Annotated in this window: 1 protein-coding gene; it reads right to left on the reverse strand. The window is 75.7% G+C overall.

Translation table 11 applies throughout. The features are described from left to right. Window positions 1-75: 75 nt before the first annotated feature. Complete coding sequence (locus ACIQPQ_RS09865; RefSeq protein ID WP_401302098.1) at window positions 76-22569, reverse strand: SDR family NAD(P)-dependent oxidoreductase; 22494 nt, start codon at window positions 22567-22569, stop codon at window positions 76-78. Between the last annotated feature and the right edge of the window lie 53 nt (window positions 22570-22622).

The following is a 22622-nucleotide window of genomic DNA, read 5'->3' on the forward strand; positions in this document are numbered from 1 at the left end:
TCGTTGCCACTTCCTAGGAGGAGCCCCGAGGGGGTCCGGAGACGTCGGTCCAGGGCGGTCCGGGGTCGGTCGGGGTCAGGAAATGCCCAGCTCTTTGTTGATCAGGTCGAACATCTCGTCGTCCGTGGCGGACTCGAGTCCGGTACCGCCGGTACTGGCGGTACCGGCGGTACTGCCCGTGCTTGCGGCGCCGCCGCCGGTGCCGGTGCCGGAGGTACCGGTCGCGGGGGCTTCGCCGGTCCAGCGGGTGAGCAGGTCGCGCAGCCGCGCGGTCACCTGCGCGTCGAGCGCGTCGTCGCCGTCGGTGGGGCTGCCGTCCGGGGTGTCCGGGTCGTCCGACGGGGTGTCCGTCGACCGGTCGAGGCCCGCGAGGACGGACTCCAGCCGGTCGAGTTCGGCGAGGAGGACCTCGGCGGGGCGCGGCTCGTGCGGGGCGCACTGCTCCAGGAGGTACCCGGCGAGCACCTGGGGGGTGGGGTAGCTGAAGATCAGGGTGGCCTTCAGGGTGAGCCCGGTGGCGGCGCCGAGGCGGTTGCGCATCTCCACGGCGGTGAGGGAGTCGAAGCCGAGGGACTTGAAGGCCCGGTCGGCGTCGACGGCCTCGGGGTCGGAGTGGCCGAGGACGGCGGCGGTGTGGGCGCGGACCAGGTCCAGGGCGGCCCGCTCGCGTTCCTCGGCGTTCAGCGGGCGAAGCTGCTCGGTGAACGACACGGCGGGAGCCGTGTCGCCGGAGCCGGAGCCGGAGCCCGAGCCGGTGGCGCCGCCCGTGCCGTCGGCCGCCGTGGTCGCGGCGGCGGACCGCCGGGCCGGGGTGCGGGCCAGGGACCGCAGGACGGCGGGCGGTTCGGTGCCCCGGCGTTCGAGGTCGGTGAGGGCGAGCCGGGTGGGCAGCAGGAGTGCCTGGTCGGCCGTGAGGGCGGTGTCGAACAGGGCGAGGCCCTGGTCGGCGGGGAGCGGGGCGAGCCCCATGCGGCCGACGCGCCGCAGGTCGGCGGCGCCGAGGGTGCCCGCCATGCCGCTGCCGGTGTTCCACAGCCCCCAGGCCAGGGACAGCGCGGGCAGTCCCTCGGCGCGGCGGTGCTGGGCGAGGGCGTCGAGGAAGGCGTTGGCGGCGGCGTAGTTGGCCTGTCCCTGGCTGCCGAAGGTGGCGGCGACCGAGGAGAACAGGACGAACGCCGTCAGGTCGTGGCCGCGGGTGAGGTCGTGCAGGTTCCAGGCGGCCTGCGCCTTGGGGAGCAGGACGCGGTCGACGCGGTCGGGTGTCAGGGCGTCGAGGACGCCGTCGTCCAGGACCCCGGCGGCGTGCACGACGGCGGTCAGCGGGTGCGCGGCCGGGACGGTGGCGAGGAGGGCGGCCAGGGCGTCCCGGTCGGCGGTGTCGCAGGCGGCGACGGTGACGGTGGCGCCGAGGCCGGTCAGTTCGGCGGCCAGGTCGGCCGCGCCGGGCGCGTCGGGGCCGCTGCGGCTGGTGAGCAGCAGGTGCCGTACGCCGTGCTCGGTGACGAGGTGCCGGGCGAACAGGGCGCCGAGGGTGCCGGTGCCGCCGGTGACGAGGACGGTGCCGTGGGGCCGGGCCGCGTGCGGGGCGAGGTCGGCGGCCGGGGTGCGGGCGAGGTCGGTGGGCAGCTCCGGGACGGTGAGGACGATCTTGCCGGTGTGGCGGGCCTGGCTGAGGTACCGGAACGCCTCGGGGGCCCGGCGGACGTCCCAGGTGGTGACGGGCAGGGGGCGCAGCGCCCGCTGTTCGAACAGGGCGAGGACGTCGGCGAGCATCTCGGAGGTGTGGTCGGGGTCGACGTCGCGCAGGTCGAACGCCTGGTAGCGGACGCCGGGGTGGTCGGCGGCGACCACGGCCGGGTCGCGCGGGTCGGTCTTGCCCATCTCGATGAAGCGTCCGCCGCGCGGCAGCAGCCGGAAGGAGGCGTCGATGAGGTCGCGGGCCAGGGAGTTGAGGACGACGTCGACGCCGCGTCCGCCGGTGACCTGGCGGAACCGGTCCTCGAAGGAGGTGTCGCGGGAAGAGGCGATGTGGTCGTCGTCGAGGCCCATGGCGCGCAGGGTGGGCCACTTGGCCGGGGAGGCGGTCGCGAAGACCTCCGCGCCGAGGTGCCGGGCGAGCTGGACGGCGGCCATGCCGACGCCGCCGGTTCCGGCGTGGATCAGGACGGCTTCGCCGGGCCGCAGGTCCGCCAGGTCGACCAGGCCGTGGTAGGCGCTGAGGAAGACGATGGGCGCGGCGGCGGCCTCGGTGGAGGTCCAGCCGTCGGGGCGGCGGGCGAGGAGGCGGTGGTCGGTGACGGCGACCGGTCCGTAGCCGCCGGAGAACAGGCCGAGGACGTGGTCGCCGGGGGCGAGTCCGGTGACGTCGGCGCCGGTCTCCAGGACCACGCCCGCGCCTTCGCGGCCGGGCACCTCGTGGGCGAGCATCCCGAGGCTGACGAGGACGTCGCGGAAGTTGACGCCGGTGGCGCGCATCGCGACGCGGACCTCGCGGGGGGCGAGGGGGCCGGTCACCTCGGGGCAGGGCACGAGGGCGAGGCTGTCGAGGGTGCCCGGCGTGGTGACGTCGAGGCGCCAGACGGGCGCGCCGGGCGGCGGCAGCAGGGCGGAGCCGCTGCCCGCGGACGCCAGCCGGGGCACGAGGGCGTCGCCGCCGCGCAGCGCGAGCTGGGGTTCGCCGGACGCCAGGGCGGCGCCGAGGCCGGCCGTTCCGGCAACCGTCTCCGCCACGGTCTCGGGGTTGGGGTCGAGGTCGATGAGGAGGAGCCGGTCCGGGTGTTCGGACTGGGCGGAGCGGACGAGTCCCCAGACGGCCGCGGCGACCGGGTCGACGGGCGTGCCGTCGCCGTCGGCGGGTACGGCCCGGCGGGTGACCAGGGCGAGCCGGGCGGTGCCGAAGCGGTCGTCGGCGAGCCACTGCTGGACGAGGGCGAGCGCGCGATGCAGCGCCGTGCGGGTCGCCTCCGGGACCGGGGCCGATCCCGGTCCGTCGAGCCCGGCGACGAGGACGGCGTCGGGCAGGGGCGTCCCGGCGGCGACGGCGTCGGCGAGGGCCTCGAGGTCGGGGTGGTGTCCGGCGGGCGCGTCGGGCAGGCCGGGGACGGCGGGTCCGACGAGGGCCCAGCGCGGGTCCGGCGCGGCGGGTGCGGTGGCCGGTGCGGGCAGCGGGCTCCACTCCAGGCGGAACAGCGCGTCGTCCGCCCCGGCGGGATCGGCGGCGGCAGGCGCCGGGAGGGCGTCCGGGCTCAGCTCCCGCAGGGTGAGCGCCTCGACCCGCGCCACGACGGCGCCCTCGGCCGACGGCGCCGCGTCGGACACGGGGTCGGCGTGGGCGACGGTCAGTTCGAGGGTGTCGTCGTCGACGGGCCGCAGCCGCACCCGTACGTCGGTGGCGCCCGCGGCGGTCACCGTGACCCCGCTCCAGGAGAACGGCAGCCGTACGGCGGGTCCGTCGGCGCGGCGGTGCCCGGCGGCGAGCCAGGCGTGCAGGACCGCGTCCAGGAGGGCCGGGTGGAGTCCGTGGCGGGCGGCGTCCTCGCGCGGTCCGGCGGGCAGCCGCACCTCGGCGTAGACGTCGTCGCCGTGGCGGCGGACGGCGCGCAGGCCCTGGAAGGCGGGCCCGTAGGCGTACCCCCGGTCGGCGAGGCGGGTGTAGAAGCCGTCCAGGGGGACGGTCTCGGCGTCGGCGGGCGGCACGACGTCCGCCGGGTCGCCCCCGGTGGCGGGGCGCGGGTCGAGGAGTCCTCCGGCGTGGCGGACCCAGCCCGCGGCGGTGCCTTCGGGCGTGTCGGGCTGGGAGTGGACGGTGACGGTACGGCGTCCCGTGTCGTCGGGGGCGCCGACGGCGACCTGGACGCGGACGGCGGCGTGCTCGCCGAGCACGAGCGGGGCCTCCAGCGTCAGGTCGGCGACGCGGGAGCAGCCGACGCGGAGCGCGGCCCGCAGGGCGAGTTCCAGGAAGCCGGTGCCGGGGAAGAGGACGGTCCCGGCGACGGCGTGGTCCCGCAGCCACGGGTGGGTGGTGAGGGAGATCCTGCCGGTCAGCAGGGTGCCGCCGCCGTCCGCGAGGGCGACCTCGGCGCCGAGCAGGGGGTGCCCGGAGGCGGTCAGTCCGAGCCCGGCGGGGTCGCCCGCGGGCGCGGCGGGGGCGGTCGGCCAGTAGCGGCGGCGCTGGAAGGCGTACGTCGGCAGCTCGACGGGGCCGCTCGCGGGGCCGCCGAGGAGGGCGGGCCAGTCGGGTGCGGTGCCGCGGGTGTAGAGCGTGCCGACGGCGGTGAGCAACGCGCCGGTCTCGTCGCGGTCCTTGCGCAGCGCGGGGACGAACGCGGCGTGTTCGGCGCCGCCGGTGTCGGCCTCGGCGCGGGCCAGCGCGGAGAGGGTGCCGTCGGGGCCCAGCTCCAGCCAGGCGAGGGCGCCTTCGGCCCGGGCGGCGCGGACGCCGTCGGCGAAGCGGACCGTGTCGCGGACGTGGCGGACCCAGTGGTCGGGCGTGGTCAGCTCGTCGGGTCCGGCGAGGCGGCCGGTGAGCGAGGACACGACGGCCAGGCGCGGCCGGTGGTAGGTGAGGCTCCGGGCGACGGTGCGGAACTCGTCCAGCATCGGTTCCATGAGCGGGGAGTGGAAGGCGTGGCTGACGCGGAGCCTGCGGGTGCGGCGGTCGAGGCCGCGGAAGTGCGCGGCGATCTTCTCGACGGCGGCCTCGGTGCCCGCGACGACGACGGCGTCGGCGCCGTTGACGGCGGCGATGCCGGCCTCGTCGCCGTCCCGGCCACCGTCGGCGCCCCCGTCGCCGAGGACGGCCAGGACCTCCGCCTCGCTCGCCTCCAGCGCGATCATGGCTCCGCCCGCGGGCAGGGCCTGCATCAACCGGCCGCGGGCGGCGACGAGTCGGCAGGCGTCGGCGAGGGACCAGACCCCGGCGACGTGGGCGGCGGCGATCTCGCCGATGGAGTGGCCGAGGAGGAGGTCGGGGCGGACGCCCCAGGACTCCAGCAGCCGGAAGAGGGCGACTTCGAGGGCGAAGAGGGCGGGCTGGGCGTACTCGGTGCGGTTCAGCCGCTCGGCGGCGCCGTCCGTGGCGTCGGCCGCGCTCCCGTCCGTGTCAGCCTGTGCCCCGTCAGCCTGTGCCCCGTCACCGAAGACGATCTCCTTGAGGGAGAAGGGGAGTTCGGCGTCGACGGCGTCGAAGGCCTTGGCGAAGACGGGGTGCGCCTCGTACAACGCGCGTCCCATGCCGAGGCGTTGGGCGCCCTGACCGGCGAAGAGGAACACGGTGCGTCCGCCGCCGTCGGGCACGGTGCCCGTGACGGCGAGGGTGCCGGTGGCGTCCTGCCCGGCCAGTGCGCGCAGGCCGGTGAGGGCGTCCTGCCGGTCGGCGGCGACGACGGCGGCGCGGTGCGGGAGCGGGGTCCGGGTGGTGGCGAGGGCGCGGGCCACCTCGGCGTACGGGGTGCCGGAGCCGTCGGCGAGCAGAGCCGCGAGCCGTGCGGCCTGGTCGCGCAGGGCGCCGGGGTCGGCGGCGGACAGCGGCAGCAGCACGGTGCGGCCGTCGGCCTCGGCGGGGGCGGCGGGGAGCGCGGGCGGGGTGTCGGTGGCGGGCTGTTCGAGGATGACGTGGGCGTTGGTGCCGCTGATGCCGAACGACGAGACGCCCGCGCGCCGGGGCCGGTTCCGGTCGGCCGGGGTCCAGGGCACGTTCTCGGTGAGCAGCCGGATGTCCCCGGCCGACCAGTCGACGTGGGTGGAGGGCGCTCCGACGTGCAGGGTGCGGGGCAGGACGCCCTCGCGCATCGCCATGACCATCTTGATGATGCCGCCGACCCCGGCCGCAGCCTGCGTGTGGCCCATGTTGGACTTCAACGAGCCGAGCCACAGGGGGACTTCGCGGTCCTGGCCGTAGGTGGCGAGGAGTGCCTGTGCCTCGATCGGGTCGCCGAGCGGGGTGCCCGTGCCGTGGGCCTCGACGACGTCGACGTCGGCCGCGGAGAGTCCGGCCCCGGCGAGGGTCTGCCGGATGACGCGCTGCTGGGAGGGGCCGTTGGGGGCGGTGAGTCCGTTGGACGCGCCGTCCTGGTTGACGGCGCTGCCCCGGACGACGGCCAGCACCTGGTGTCCGTTGCGGCGGGCGTCGGAGAGCCGTTCGACGACGAGCAGGCCGACGCCCTCCGCCCAGGCGGTGCCGTCGGCGCCGTCCGCGAAGGCCTTGCAGCGGCCGTCGGTGGCGAGTCCGCGCTGCCGGGAGAACTCCACGAAGGTGTCCGGTGTCGACATGACGGTGACGCCGCCGGCGAGGGCGAGGTCGCACTCGCCCGCGCGGAGCGCCTGGGCGGCCAGGTGCAGGGCCACCAGGGACGACGAGCAGGCCGTGTCGACGGTGACGGCGGGGCCCTCGAAGCCGAAGGTGTAGGAGATGCGGCCGGAGGCGATGCTCGTGCTGCTTCCGGTCATGCGGTAGCCGCTGGAGTCGAGTTCGCCGCCGCGCAGGAGGTTGCCGTAGTCCTGGGTCATGGCTCCGGCGAAGACGCCGGTGCGGGAGCCGCGCAGCGCGGCCAGGTCGATCCCGGACCGCTCGAACGCCTCCCAGGTCGTCTCCAGGAGGAGCCGCTGCTGCGGGTCCATGGCAAGGGCCTCGCGGGGTGAGATCCCGAACAGGTCCGCGTCGAAGTCGGCTGCCTCGTACAGGAATCCGCCGTCGCGGACGTAGACGCGGCCCGGGGTGCCGGGCTCGGGGTCGTAGAGGCCGTCGAGGTCCCAGCCGCGGTCGGTCGGGAAGCCGCCGATCGCGTCGCCGCCCTCGCTGACGAGGCGCCACAGGTCCTCGGGGGAGGCGACGCCGCCGGGGAAGCGGCAGGCCATGCCGACGATGACGACCGGGTCGTCGGTGGTGTCGGTGAGCGCGGGGAGCCGGGTGTCGGCGCTCTCGCCCGGCTCGGTGACGGTCGTGGCGGGGGCGGGGGCGGCGGGGAGGTCGGTGTCGGTGACGAGTGCGCCGAGGACGTAGCGGGCGACGTCGGCGGGGGTCGGGTAGTCGAAGACGAGGGTGGCGGGCAGCCGCATCCCGGTGGCCGCGTTGAGGCGGTTGCGCAGTTCGACCGAGGTGAGGGAGTCGAAGCCGACGTCCTTGAACGTCTGCTCGGCGCCGATGCGCTGGGTTCCGCCGTGGCCGAGGACGGCGGCGGCCTGGGCGGCGACGAAGTCGCGCAGGAAGCGGTCGCGGTCGGGGGCGGGCAGGGTGGCCAGGCGTTCCTTGAGACCGCCGGAGCGGTCGGCGACGGCGCCCGCCTCCACCTTGCGGCGGCCGCCCGCCCGGACCAGGGAGCGCAGCAGGGCGGGTACGTCGTCGGGCTCGCGGCGGCGCAGCGCGGGCAGGTCGAGCCGGACGGGCAGCACGGCGGGCCGGGGCAGTCCGGCGCCCTGGTCGAGGACGGCGTCGAGGAGGCCCAGGCCCTGGGAGGGGGCCAGGGGCAGCATGCCGCCGCGTTCCATGCGGCGCAGGTCGCCCTCGGTGAGTTCGGCGGTCATGCCCGCGCCGGGCGCCCAGGGGCCCCAGCCGAGCGCGACGGCCGGGAGTCCGGCGGCCCGCCGGGCGCCCGCGAAGGCGTCCAGGTAGGCGTTGGCGGCGGAGTAGTTGGCCTGTCCGGCGCCGCCGACGGTGCCGGTGACGGAGGAGAAGACGACGAACGCGGAGAGGTCGAGGGGGCGGGTCAGCTCGTCGAGCCGCGCGACCGCGTCCACCTTGGGCCGCAGAACCCGGGCGAGGCGTTCGGGGGTGAGGGAGGAGACGACGCCGTCGTCGAGGATGCCGGCCGTGTGGACGACGGCGGTGAGCGCGCGGTCGGGTGTGAGGAGTGCGGCGAGCCCGTCGTGGTCGGCGACGTCCAGCGCGGCCACCTCGACGTCGGTCGCGCCCGACTCCCGCAGTTCGGCGACGAGTTCGGCGGCGCCGGGGGCGTCGAGGCCCCGTCGGCTGGCGAGCAGCAGCCGCCGTACGCCGTGTCCGGTGACCAGGTGCCGGGCGACCAGCGCGCCCAGACCGCCCGTACCGCCGGTGATCAGGACGGTCCCGTCCGGGTCCAGGGCGACCGGGACGGTGAGGACGACCTTGCCGACGTGGCGGGCCTGGGAGAGGTACCGGAAGGCCTCCGGTGCCCTGCGGACGTCCCAGCACATGACCGGGAGGGGGGCGAGGGCGCCCGCCTTGAAGAGGGCGACGAGGTCGGCCAGCATCTCGGCGACGCGCTCGGCGTCCACGTCCATGAGGTCGAAGGCCTGGTAGGCGACGCCCGGGTATCCGGCGGCGACGGCCTCGGGGTCGCGGACGTCGGTCTTGCCCATCTCCAGGAACCGGCCACCGCGCGGCAGCAGTCGCAGCGAGGCGTCCACGAACTCCCCTGCCAGGGAGTCCAGGACGACGTCCATGCCCCGGCCGCCCGTGGCGTCCAGGAACGCCGCCTCGAAGTGTGTGTCACGCGACGACGCGATGTGCGCGTCGTCCAGACCGAGCCCCCGGACGGTGTCCCACTTGCCCCGGCTCGCCGTACCGAACACCTCGGCGTCCAGGTGCCGGGCCAGCTGCACAGCGGCCATGCCGACACCGCCGGCCGCCGCGTGGACGAGGATCGTCTCCCCCGCCTGGAGCCCGCCCAGGTCGGTGAGCGCGTAGTACGCCGTCAGGAACACGACGGGAACGGCGGCGGCCTGGGCGAAGGTCCAGCCGGTCGGGATCGGGGCGACCCTGCGGGCGTCCGCGACGACCGACGGGCCGAAGGAGTAGGAGAAGAGGCCCATCACGCGGTCGCCGACGGCCAGTCCGGTGACACCGGGGCCGACCTCGGTGACCACTCCGGCGCCCTCCAGACCGAAGTCCTTGGCGTCGCCGGGGTACATGCCGAGCGCGTTGAGCACGTCACGGAAGTTGACACCGGCCGCGCGGACGCCGACGCGGATCTGTCCGTGCGTCAGCTCCTCGCGCGGGACGGGGCGCAGGGCAAGTCCCTCCAGGGTGCCCTTCTCGACGACGTCCAGCCGCCAGTCCGGCTCCCCGCCGGGGACGGGCAGGGCGCCGCTGTTGGGGACGCGGGTGAGGCGCGGGACGGACACCGAGCCGCCGCGCACGGCGAGTTCGGGTTCGTCGGAGGCGAGCGCGGCGGGGACGACAGCCCAGGACGCGTCGGTGCCGTCGACGTCGAGCAGCGCGAACCGGTCGGGGGCCTCGGCGCGCGCGGCGCGCACCAGTCCCCACGCGGCGGCGAGTGCCGGGTCGACGGGCGTCTCGTCGAGGGGGACGGCGCCCTCGGTGACGAGGACGAGCCGGGAGTCGGCGAACTCCTCCCGTGCCAGCCACTCCTGCACGCGGGCCAGGAGGCTGCGGGTGAGGTCGTGGGTGACCGCCTCGGCGGTGCCGCCCACGGGCCGTTCCACGGCGAGCAGGACGTCGGCTCCGGGCCGGGCCGGCCCGTCGGGGAGGTCGTCGGCGAGACGGACGACCTGGAGCGGTGCGTCGCTGCCGGTGGCGGCCGGGACCGGCACGGTGATCCAGTCGGCGTGGTAGAGGTGCTCGGCGCGTCCGCCTCGGCCGACGGCGGCCAGGCCGACGGGCGCGTCGCGCAGGGTCAGCGTGTCCACGGTGGCGACGAGGCCGCCCGAGGCGTCGGCGGCCTCGACGGCGACGGAGTCGTCGCTGAGGACGGTCAGCCGGACCCGGAGGGCGTTCGCGCCGGAGGCCCACAGAGACACCCCGGACCAGGCGAAGGGGAGGCGGGCCCGGCCGCCGCCGAAGACCCGGGTGAACATCACGCCGTGCAGGGCGGCGTCCAGCAGGGCGGGGTGGACGCCGAACCCGGTGCCGCCGACGCCCTCGGGGAGGGAGATCTCGGCGAACACCTCGTCGCCGCGCCGCCAGAGTCCGCGCAGTCCGCGGAACATCCCGCCGTAGGACAACTCCCGTTCGGCGAAGCGCTCGTAGACGCCTTCGACGGATTCCGCGACCGCGCCCTGAGGCGGCCAGGCGGTGAAGTCGTAGGTGTCGGCGGCGGGGGCGTCGGGCCGAGCGGTGAGCGCGCCCGTGGCGTGCAGGGTCCAGGGGAGGTCGGCGGCGGCGCCTTCGGGGCGGCCGTGGATCTCCAGGGTGCGGCGCCCGGCCTCGTCCTCGACGCCGACACGGACCTGGACGCGTACGCCACCGCGCTCCGGCACCACCAACGGCACCGCGACCGTCAGATCCTCCACCCGGTCACACCCCACCTGCTCACCGGCACGCAAGCCGAGTTCCACGAAGCCGGTGCCCGGGAACACCACCACCCCACCGACCACATGCTCCGCCAGCCACTCGGCCGCGCCGACCGACAACCGCCCGGTCAGCACCACCCCGTCCCCACCCGCCAGCTCCACCGCAGCACCCAGCAGCGGATGTCCCGCCGATCCGAGGCCCACCGGTCCGAGGTCCCTGGTGTGCTGGCCGGAGTTGGCGGGCCAGAACCGGTCGCGCTGGAAGGCGTACGTCGGCAGGGTGACCGGCGCCGCCCCGGAGGCGGGGGCCGTGGTCGGGGTGAAGGCGGCGGCCCATGTCACCTGGGCGCCGCGGGTGAACAGTTCCGCGGCGGTGGCGAGGACCGAGTCGGTCTCGGGCCGCCCCCTGCGGAGGGTCGGGGCGACGAGCCGGTCACGGACGTCGCTCTCGTCGGACTCGTCGGCGTCGAGGCAGGCCTCGGTGAGCGCGCTGAGTGTGCCGTCGGCGCCCAGTTCCACCCACCAGGTGGCGTCGGCGCCCCGTACGGCGTCGACGAACCGCACGGGCCGCCGTACGTGCCCGACCCAGTACTCGGGGTCGGCCAGTTCCGCGGCCGAGGCGGCCTCGCCGGTCACGGTGGAGACGAGGGACACCGAGAGGTGTCCGTACGTCAGTTCCTCCGCCACCGCGCGGAACTCGGCGAGCATCGGCTCCATCAGCGGGGAGTGGAAGGCGTGACTGACGCGCAGGGCGGTCACCTTGCGGTGGAGGGCGCGGAAGCGGGCGGCGATCTCCTCGACCGCGTCGGCCGCGCCCGACACCACCACCGAGCGGGGGCCGTTGACGGCGGCGATGCCTACGCGGGCCGGTTCGAGGAGCGGCAGCACCTCGTCCTCGGACGCCTGCACGGCGACCATCGCGCCGCCCTCGGGCAGCGCCTGCATCAACCGGCCGCGTGCGACGACGAGTCGGCACGCGTCGGCCAGCGACCAGACACCCGCGACGTGCGCGGCGGCGATCTCACCGATGGAGTGCCCGATCAGCACGTCGGGGCGGACGCCCCAGGACTCCAGTAGCCGGAAGAGGGCCACTTCGAGGGCGAACAGCGCGGGCTGGGTGTGCTCGGTGCGGTTCAGCCGCTCCCCGGTCGCCTCGTCGTCCGCGGCGGCGAACACGATGTCCTTCAGGTCGAAGGGGAGTTCGGCGTCGACCGCGTCGAAGGCCGCCGCGAAGACGGGGTACGTCGCGTACAACTCCGCGCCCATGCCGAGGCGCTGGGAGCCCTGGCCCGCGAAGAGGAAGGCGATACGGCCGCCGGTCTGTGCCGCGTTGCGGACCACGTGCGCGTCCTCGCGGCCCTCGGCGAGTGCCGTGAGGCCGGTGAGGAGGCGGTGCCGGTCGTCGGCGAGGACGACGGCGCGGTCGTCCAGGACGGTGCGTGTGGTGGCGAGGGTCAGCGCGGCGTCGGCCAGGGGCAGTTCGGGCCGGGCCTCGACGAACTCGGCGAGCCGGGCGGCCTGGGCGGCGAGTCCGTCCCCGGCCGCCGACAGCACCCACGGCAGGACGCGCGGCGTCTCCGTCGCGGTGCCGGCCGGGGCGTCGGCGTCGGTGTCCGCTGTTCCGGACCGCGGGAGGTCGGGGGCCTGTTCGAGGATGACGTGGGCGTTGGTGCCGCTGATCCCGAAGGAGGACACGCCCGCCCGCAGGGGCCGGTCCTCCGAGGTCCGCACCCAGGGCACGTTCTCGGTGAGGAGCCGGATGTCGCCGGCCGACCAGTCGACGTGGGACGACGGTTCACCGACGTGGAGGGTCTTCGGCAGGACACCCTCATGCATCGCCATGATCATCTTGATGACACCGCCGACCCCGGCGGCGGCCTGGGTGTGGCCCACGTTGGACTTCAACGAGCCGAGCCACAGGGGTACTTCGCGGTCCTGGCCGTAGGTGGCGAGGAGCGCCCCGGCCTCGATCGGGTCGCCCAGCGGGGTGCCCGTGCCGTGCGCCTCGACGGCGTCGACGTCGGCCGCGGACAGTCCGGCCCCGGCGAGCGCCTGCCGGATGACGCGCTGCTGCGCGGGCCCGTTGGGGGCGGTCAGACCGTTCGACGCACCGTCCTGGTTCACCGCGGAACCGGCGACGACGGCCAGCACGCGGTGCCCGTTGCGGCGGGCGTCCGAGAGCCGTTCGACGAGGAGGAGGCCCGCGCCCTCGGCCCACGCGGTGCCGTCCGCGCCGTCCGAGAACGCCTTGCAGCGGCCGTCGAGGGCGAGTCCGCGCTGCCGGGAGAACTCCACGAAGGTGTGGGGCGTCGACATGATGGTGATACCGCCCGCGACGGCGAGGTCGCACTCCCCCGTCCGCAGGGCCTGCACGGCCAGGTGGAGGGCGACCAGCGACGACGAGCACGCCGTGTCCACGGTCACCGCCGGGCCCTCGAACCCGAAGGTGTAGGCGATGCGGCCGGACGCGACGCTGCCGGTGTTGCCGGTGAGGAGGTAGCCGTCGGCGCCTTCGCCGGTGCCGCGCAGGGAGATGCTGTAGTCCTGGGACATGGCGCCCGCGAAGACACCGGTACGGCTGCCGCGCAGCGCGCCCGGATCGATGCCCGCCCGCTCGAACATCTCCCAGGCGGTCTCCAGCAGGGTCCGCTGCTGCGGGTCCATGCCGAGCGCCTCACGCGGGGAGATCCCGAACAGGGTGGCGTCGAAGAGGGGCGCGTCGTAGAGGAATCCGCCCTGCTGGACGTAGGTGCGGCCGACCTGGCCCGGCTCGGGGTGGTAGAGGTCGTCGAGGTCCCAGCCGCGGTCGGTCGGGAAGCCGCCGATCGCGTCGCCGCCCTCGCTGACGAGCCGCCACAGGTCCTCCGGCGACTCGACGCCGCCGGGGAAGCGGCACGCCATGCCGACGATGACCACCGGGTCCTCGCCGGTCGCGGCCGGGACGAAGGGCAGGTCGGTCGGGGCGGGGTCCTCGTCGCCGAGCAGCTCCGTCCTGAGGTGCCGGATGAGCGCGGCGGGCGTCGGGTAGTCGAAGATGAGGGTGGCGGGCAGCCGCAGGCCGGTGACGGCGTTGACGCGGTTGCGCAGCTCGACCGAGGTGAGCGAGTCGAACCCCAGCTCCTTGAAGGTGTGTTCGGCCTCGATGTCGGTCCCGGAGGCGTGTCCGAGGACGGCGGCGGCGGCGTCCTGGACGGCCTGGGCGACGAGCCGGTCCCGGTCCGCGACGCCCGCGGTGGCGAGCTGGGCCCGGAGGTCCTGCCAGGTGGCGCCCGAGCCGCCCTGTGCCTTGCGGCGGGCGGGCGCACCGACCAGGACGCGCAGCAGGGCGGGGACGTCGTCCGCTTCGCGCCTGCGGAGACCGGCGAGGTCCAGGTCGACGGGCAGCACGGCGGCCCGCTCGACGGCGGCGCCCCGCGCCAGTACGGCGTCCAGCAGGCCCAGGGCGTCCGCCGGTGCCAGGGGGCGCATCCCGCCGCGCTCCATCCGGCGCAGGTCGGCGTCGCCCAGCTCGGCGGTCATGCCCGCGCCGGGCGCCCACGGGCCCCAGCCCAGCGACACCGCCGGGAGCCCGGCCGCCCGCCGGGAGCCCGCGAAGGCGTCGAGGTAGGCGTTGGCGGCCGAGTAGTTGGCCTGGCCCGCGCCACCGAACGTCCCCATGACGGAGGAGAAGACGACGAACGCGGAGAGGTCGAGGTGCCGGGTGAGGTCGTGCAGGTGGGCGACCGCGTCCGTCTTGGGCCGCAGGACGGTCGAAAGCCGCTCGGGGGTGAGGGCGGAGACGACGCCGTCGTCCAGAACACCCGCGGTGTGCACCACGGCGGTGAGGTCACGGTCGGCGAGGAGGGCGGCGAGCTGGTCGCGGTCGGCCACGTCCAGCGCGGCGACCTCGACTTCGGCAGCACCCAAGTCGTTGAGTTCGGCTACGAGTTCGGCGGCGCCCGGAGCGTCCAGTCCCCGTCGGCTCGCCAGCAGCAGACGCCGTACGCCGCGCTCGGTCACCAGGTGCCGGGCCACCAGCGCGCCCAGACCACCCGTACCGCCCGTGATCAGAACCGTCCCCTCCGGGTCCAGCGCGACCGGCACGGTGAGGACGACCTTGCCGACATGCCGGACCTGCGACAGGAAGCGGAAGGCTTCCGGCGCCCTGCGGACGTCCCAGCACGTCACCGGCAGCGGGGTCAGCGCACCCGACTCGAACAACGCGACGAGGTCGGACAGCATCTCGCCGACCCGCTGGGGCGCCACGTCCATCAGGTCGAACGCCTGGTACGCGACCCCCGCGTGCACCGCCGCGACGGCCGCGGGGTCGCGGACGTCGGTCTTGCCCATCTCCAGGAACCGGCCACCACGCGGCAGCAGCCGCAGCGAGGCGTCCACGAACTCCCCGGCCAGGGAGTCCAGGACGACATCCACACCCCGGCCGCCGGTCGCCGCGAGGAACGCGGCCTCGAACTCCGTGTCACGGGAGGAGGCGATCCGGGAATCGTCCAGGCCGAGGGCCCTTACCGCGTCCCACTTGCCCCGGCTCGCCGTACCGAACACCTCGGCGCCCAGGTGACGGGCGAGCTGCACGGCGGCCATACCCACACCACCGGCCGCCGCGTGCACCAGCACCGACTCCCCCGCCTCGACCGCAGCCAGGTCGGTCAGCGCGTAGTACGCCGTCAGGAACACGATCGGGACCGACGCCGCCTGCGCGAACGTCCACCCCTCCGGCACCCGCGCCACGGTTCGCGCGTCCGCCACCGCCACCGGACCGAACGCACCCGAGAACATCCCGAACACCCGGTCACCGACCGCGAGTCCGGTGACGTCCGAACCCACCTCGGTCACCACACCCGCACCCTCAAGACCGAAGTCACGGGCGTCACCGGGGTACATGCCGAGCGCGTTCAGCACATCACGGAAGTTCACACCCGCAGCGCGCACCGCCACCCGCACCTGCCCCGCACCCAACTCCTCCCGCGCCACCGGCAGGAGCGCAAGCCCCTCCAGCGTGCCCTTCTCCACGATGTCCAGTCGCCAAGCCGACTCGTCGGCGGGGAGGGGGAGTTCGGCGTGGGCGGTGGCGCGGGCGAGTCGGGGGACGAAGGCGGTGCCGCCCCGTACGGCGATCTCGGGCTCACCGGAGGCGAGTGCCGTACGGGCCACGGCCCACGACTCCGCCGTGCCGTCCGTGTCGAGCAGTCCGAACCGGCCGGGGTTCTCCGCACGAGCCGCGCGGACCAAGCCCCATACGGCGGCCAGCGCCGGGTCGGCGGGCGAACCGTCCACCGTCATGGCGCCCTCGGTCACCACGACCAGGCGGGCCCCCTCGAACCGCTCCTCGGCCAGCCAGCCGCGCACCAGCTCCAACGCCCGCCCCGTGACGGCGTGCACCGCACCGGCCGCACCACCGGCATCACCGGCGCCGTCAGCTTCTTCCTCGACGATCCGCACGAACACATCGCCGTCGACCGGGTCGTTCCCGGTGTCGGGCAGGGCGTGGCCCACGGACGGGATCGGGCCGTCGGCCGAAGTGGGCGCGGTGGCGGGCGCCTTGACCCAGTCCACCTGGTAGAGGGCGTCGGTACGGGCTCCGGTGCCCTGCGGGGTGGCGGAACGCGACGCCTCGCGCAGGGTCAGGGATTCCACGGACGCCACGGGGCCGCCGGTGGCGTCGGCGAGTTCGAGAGCCACGGTGTCGGTGCCGAGGGCGGTGATCCGCACGCGCAGGTGACGGGCGCCGGAGGCCGACAGGGTGACACCGGTCCACGAGAACGGCAGGCGCAGGGTGTCGTCCGCGCCGGGCAGGCCGAGCAGGACGGCGTGCAGGGTCGAGTCGAGCAGCGCGGGGTGCATCCCGAAGCGGTCGGCGAGGTCGTCGTGCGTGTCCGGCAGGGCGACCTCGGCGAAGATCTCCTCGCCGCGCCGCCACATCGCGCGCAGCCCCTGGAAGACGGGACCGTAGGCGAGTCCGAGCGCGGCGAGGCTGTCGTAGGCCGTCTCCATCGGCTCGGGGACGGCCTGCGGCGGCCAGGCGGCGAAGTCGTAGGCGTCGGAGGGCTGGTGGCCGGCCGGGGCGTAGGGGGTGCTGCTGACGGAGCCGGTGGCGTGGAGGGTCCAGGGCGCGTCCTCGGCGTCGTCGGGGCGCGAGAACACGCTCACGGCGCGGCTGCCGGACGGGTCGGTGCCGTGGACGACGACCTGGATGCGCATGCCGCCCCGGTCGGGCAGCACCAGCGGTACGGCGAGGGTGAGGTCGTCGACGCGGTCGCAGCCGACCTGTTCGGCGGCCCGCAGGACGAGTTCGAGGAATCCGGTGCCGGGGAAGAGGACCCGGCCGGCCACCGTGTGGTCGCGGAGCCAGGGGTGCCGTCGCGGTGACAGCAGGCCGGTGAAGACGACGCCGTCCGAGTCGGCCGGTGCGAGCGCCGCGCCGAGAAGGGGGTGGTCGGTGACGGAGAGGCCCAGGCCGGAGACGTCACGGCCGTGGCGGCCCTCGGCGGGGGTGGGCCAGTAGCTCTTGCGCTGGAAGGCGTACGTGGGGAGGCCGACGGGGCGGACCTGGTCGGCGCGGGGCACGACGGCCGACCAGTCGACGTCGGTGCCGTGGGTGAACAGGGCGGCGACGGCGGCGAGCAGCGCGGGCGCCTCCGGCCTGTCCTTGCGCAGCGACGGCACCAGGAGCGCGGCCTCGGGCGCGGCGTCCTCGGTGTCGGCGTCGAGCGTGGTCTGGGCGAGCGCGGTCAGGGTGCCGTCGGGGCCGACCTCCAGGAAACGGGTGACGCCCCGCGCGGCCAGCGCGCGGACGGCGTCCCCGAAGCGGACGGGGCGGCGGACGTGCCGTACCCAGTACGCGGGGTCGGTCAGTTCGTCGGCGGTGACGGGCTCGCCGGTCACCGTGGAGACCAGCGGCAGCGACGGGCGGCCGTAGGTCAGGGTCTCGGCGACGGCGCGGAACTCCGCCGTCATGGGGTCCATGAGCGGGGAGTGGAAGGCATGGCTCACCCGCAGGGCCGTGACCTTGCGGTCCAGGGCGCGGAAGTGTGCGGCGATCTCCTCGACCGCGTCGGCCGCGCCCGAAACCACCACCGAGCGCGGCCCGTTGACCGCCGCGAGGCCGACACGGGTGTCGTCCAGCAGCGGCAGGACCTCCGCCTCGGACGCCTGGACGGCGACCATCGCGCCGCCCTCGGGCAGCACCTGCATCAACCGGCCCCGCGCCTCGACCAGACGGCACGCGTCCGCCAGGGACCAGACGCCCGCGACGTGCGCGGCGGCTATCTCACCGATCGAGTGCCCGGCGAGGACGTCGGGGCGGACGCCCCACGACTCCAGCAGCCGGAACAGGGCCACTTCGAGCGCGAACAGCGCGGGCTGGGCGTGCTCGGTCCGGTTCAGCCGGTCCGCGGCCGCCTCGTCGTCCGCGGCGGCGAACACGATGTCCTTGAGGTCGAAGGGGAGTTCAGCGTCGACCGCGTCGAAGGCTTCGGCGAAGACAGGGTGGGCCGCGTACAACTCCGCACCCATGCGGAGACGTTGGGAGCCCTGGCCCGCGAAGAGGACGGCTGTCTTTCCGGCCCGCTGCTGCGCGGCGCCGGTCGGCGCGGGCGTCTCCGCGCCGCCCTCCGCGAGGGCGCGCAGGCCCGTCAGCAGCTCCGAGCGGTCGGCGGCCAGGACGACCGCCCGGTGCTCCAGCACGCTCCGGGTCGCCACGGCGGCCCGCGCCACGTCGGCCGCACCGACGTGGTCGCCCGCGGGCCCCGCCAGCCAGGCATGCCACCGCTCAGCCTGCGCACGCACCGCCGCCGCGCCCGCACCCGACAGCACGACGGGGACGACCCCGGCCGCACCCACACCGGTCGCACCGGCAGCACCGGCCGCGTCCGCACCGGAGCTGTCACCGTCCGTCTCGGCGACGGCGTCGGGCGCCTGCTCCAGGATGACGTGGGCGTTGGTGCCGCTGATCCCGAAGGACGACACACCGGCCCGCCGGGGCCGGTCGCCCACCTCGGGCCACGCCCGCTCCTCGGCCAGCAGCGCCACCGCGCCCGCCGACCAGTCGACGTGCGAGGACGGCTCGTCGGCGTGCAGGGTGCGCGGCAGCACACCCTCCCGCATCGCCATGACCATCTTGATGACACCACCGACACCCGCGGCGGCCTGCGCGTGCCCCACATTGGACTTCAACGAGCCCAGCCACAGGGGCTGTTCGCGGTCCTGGCCGTACGTCGCGAGCAGCGCCTGCGCCTCGATCGGGTCACCGAGCGGCGTCCCCGTACCGTGCGCCTCCACCACGTCCACATCCGCCACCGACAGCCCACCCGAGGCCAGCGCGGCACGGATCACCCGCTGCTGAGACGGACCGTTCGGGGCGGTCAGACCATTCGACGCACCGTCCTGGTTCACCGCCGAACCCGCGACGACCGCCAGCACCCGATGCCCGTTGCGACGGGCATCGGACAGCCGCTCCACGAGGAGCAGGCCCACGCCCTCCGCCCACGCCGTCCCGTCCGCACCGTCCGAGAACGCCTTGCAGCGCCCATCGGCCGCGAGCCCCCGCTGACGCGAGAACTCGACAAACATCTCCGGCCCCGACATCACCGTGACGCCACCGGCCAGCGCGAGATCACACTCCCCCGCACGCAGCGACTGAGCCGCCAGATGCAGCGCGACCAGCGACGACGAGCACGCCGTATCCACCGTCACCGCCGGACCCTCAAACCCGAACGTGTACGAGATACGGCCGGACGCGACGCTCAGAGTGGTGCCGGTGAGGACGTAGCCGTCGGACTGTTCGGCGGCGTCGCGCAGGAGGGTGCCGTAGCCCTGTTCGACGAGGCCGGTGAAGACGCCGGTGCGGGAGCCGCGCAGGGCGGCCGGGTCGATGCCCGCGCGCTCCAGCGCCTCCCAGGAGGTCTCCAGGAGGAGCCGCTGCTGCGGGTCCATCGCGAGGGCTTCGCGCGGCGAGATGCCGAAGAGTCCGGCGTCGAAGGTGGTGGCGTCGTGGAGGAAGCCGCCGTCGCGGACGTAGACACGGCCCGGGGTGCCGGGCTCGGGGTCGTAGAGGTCGTCGAGGTCCCAGCCTCGGTCGGTCGGGAACCCGCCGATCGCGTCGCCGCCCTCCCGGACCAGCCGCCACAGGTCCTCCGGCGACGCGACGCCGCCGGGGTAGCGGCATGCCATGCCGACGATGACCACGGGGTCGTCGGTGGGGGCGACGGCGGGCGCGGTGGTGGTGGGGGCGGCCGTGGGGACGAGGGTGGTGTCGAGGTGGGCGGCGACGGCCTCGGGGGTCGGGTGGTCGAAGAGGAGCGAGGACGGAAGCCGCAGCCCGGTCGCCGCCCGGAGGCGGTTGCGGAGGTCGACCGAGGTCAGGGAGTCGAAGCCGAGGTCCTTGAAGGTGCGGCGGGGCTCGACCTGGTCGGCGGAGTCGTGGCTGAGGAGGACGGCGGCGTGCCCGCGCACCAGTTCCAGGAGTACCGCGCGCCGCTCACGGGGGTCCAGGCCGGTCAGCCGCGCCTGGAGGGAGCCGCCGCCGTCGGTCTCGTCGGCGTCGTCCAGGTCGTGGGCGCCGTCCGCCGGGGCGACGGGAAGGGCCGACCGTGCCTCGGCGTCGTGGGTCTCGGTGTCGTGGGCCGGGGCCGGCGTGATGCCGGTCGTGGTGTCGGGCAGCCAGTGGCGGCGGCGCTGGAAGGCGTACGTCGGCAGGTCGGTGCGCCCGGCGTCGTACGCGGCGAGGACGGGGGTCCAGTCGACGGGCAGGCCGCGGGTGTGCAGGGCGGCGAGCGCGGCGAGGAACGCGGCGGCCTCGGGCCGGTCCTTGCGCAGGGCGGGTACGGCGAACGGTTCGGCGCCGGTCGGCTCCGGCTCCGCCTCGGCGAGGTTCTCCTCGGTGAGCGCGGTCAGGGTGCCGTCGGGGCCGAGTTCGAGGAAGCGGCGCACGCCCTGCTCGGTGAGGGTGCGGATGCCGTCGGCGAACCGCACGGGACGGCGGACGTGCTGCGTCCAGTGGTCCGGGGAGGCCAGTTCCCCGGCGGTGGCGGGGCGGCCGGTGACGTCGGAGACGAGCGGGACGGTCGGCTGCCCGTAGGTGACGTCGGCGAGCACGGCGCGGAACGCGTCGAGCATCGGCTCCATCAGCGGGGAGTGGAAGGCGTGGCTGACCCGCAGCGCGGTGACCTTGCGGTCCAGGGCGCGGAAGTGCGCGGTGACCTCCGCCACGGCGTCGGCGTCGCCGGAGACCACCACGGAGCGGGGGCCGTTGACGGCGGCGAGGCCCGCGCGGGCCGGGTCGAGGAGGGGGCGGACCTCGTCCTCGGTGGCCTGGACGGCGGCCATCGCGCCGCCCTCGGGCAGCGCCTGCATCAACCGGCCGCGGGCCACGACGACGCGGCAGGCGTCGGCCAGGGACCACACCCCGGCGACGTGCGCGGCGGCGATCTCGCCGACCGAGTGCCCGAACAGGACGTCCGGGCGGACGCCGTAGGACTCGGCGAGGCGGTAGAGGGCGACTTCGAGGGCGAACAGCGCGGGCTGCGCGTACTCGGTGCGCCGCAGCCGCTCGGCGGCGCCGTCGGCGTCGGCGTTCGGCGTCTCGTCGCCGTCGGGTGCGCCGAAGACCACGTCGTGGAGGCTGAAGGGGAGTTCGGCGTCGACCGCGTCGAAGGCACGCGCGAACACAGGCTGGGTGGCGTACAACTCCCGTCCCATGCAGGGGCGCTGGGAGCCCTGGCCCGCGAACAGGAAGGCGGTGCGCGCCGGTTCGGCGGCGTCGGCGACGCCGGTGACGACGTCCGTGGCGGGGGTGCCGTCGCGCAGGGCGGTCAGGCCGCGCAGCAGGGTCTCGCGGTCGGTGCCGAGGACGACGGCGCGGTGCTCGAACCGGGTGCGGGTCTCGGCGAGCGACCGGGCGACGTCGGCCGGGCGGACGGCCGGGTCGTCGGCGAGGCGGGCGAGCAGGCGCCGGGCCTGGCCGCGCAGGGCCTTGCGGGTGCGGGCGGAGACGATCCACGGCAGCGGCGCCTGTGGGGCGGGCGCGGCGGCCGGGGCGGGGTCGGTCATCTCGGCCGCGGGGCGGTCGGCGCGGGCGGGGCTTTCCTCCAGGACGACGTGGCAGTTGGTGCCGCCCATGCCGAAGGAGCTGACGCCCGCGCGGCGGGGCAGGTCGGTGGCGGGCCACGGCTGGAGGGCGGTGGCGACCCGCAGGTTGAGGTCGTCGAGCGGGATCGCCGGGTTGGGCCGCTCGTGGTGGAGGCTCGCGGGGATGTGGCCGTGGCGCAGGGCGAGGACGGCCTTGACGAGTCCGGCGATGCCCGCCGCGCCCTCCAGGTGGCCGATGTTGGTCTTCACGGAGCCGACGAGCAGGGGCTCGCCGGCGGTGCGGGCGCGGCCGACGACGGTGCCGAGGGCGGCGGCCTCGACGGGGTCGCCGAGGCGGGTGCCGGTGCCGTGGAGTTCGACGTACTGGACGTGGGCGGGGTCGACGGCGGCCCGGTCGTAGGCGAGGCGGAGGACTTCCTCCTGGGCCTCGCGCAGCGGCGCGGTCAGGCCGTCGCCGCCGCCGTCGTTGTTGGTGGCGCTGCCGCGGATGACGCAGTGCACGCGGTCGCCGTCGGCGAGGGCGCGCGCGAGGGGCTTGAGGAGGACGACGGCGCCGCCCTCGCCGCGGACGTAGCCGTTGGCGCGGGCGTCGAAGGTGTGGCAGCGGCCGTCCGGGGAGAGCGCGCCGAACCCGGCGGAGGCGAGCGCGCTGTCGGGGGCGAGGGTGAGGTTGACGCCGCCCGCGAGGGCGAGTTCGGACTCGCCGCGGCGCAGGCTCTCGCAGGCGAGGTGCACGGCGACGAGGGAGGACGACTGTCCGGCGTCCACGGTGAGGCTGGGGCCGCGCAGGCCGAGGGCGTAGGAGAGGCGGTTGGCGATGATGCCGCGGTTGAGGCCGCTGAGGGTGTGGCGGCCGACGGCGTCGGGGCCGAGGCGGCGCACGAGGGCGGCGTAGTCGTCCCAGATCGCGCCGACGAAGACACCGGTACGGGTGCCGCGCAGCCGGCCGGGGACGACGGAGGCCTCCTCCAGCGCCTCCCAGCCCAGTTCCAGGACGAGCCGCTGCTGCGGGTCCATGGCGGCGGCCTCGCGCGGCGAGATGCCGAAGAAGCCGGGGTCGAAGCGGTCCACGTGGTCGAGGTAGCCGCCGCGGGCCGGTGCCGTCGGGTCGCCGGGGTCGGCCAGGGAGTCACGGCGGTGGGCCGGGGTGGCGGTGACGGCGTCCGTGCCGTCGGTGAGCAGCCGCCAGAACGCGGCCGGGTCGGGCGCCTGCGGGAACCGGCAGGAGAGGCCGACGACGGCGATCGCGTCCACCACGGGCTCGGGCGCCCCGCCCGGAAGCCGCGGTGCGGCGGGCCGGGCGTCCGGTC

It is taken from the genome of Streptomyces sp. NPDC091281 (assembly GCF_044757425.1).
In the GTDB taxonomy this organism is placed as follows: Bacteria; Actinomycetota; Actinomycetes; order Streptomycetales; family Streptomycetaceae; genus Streptomyces.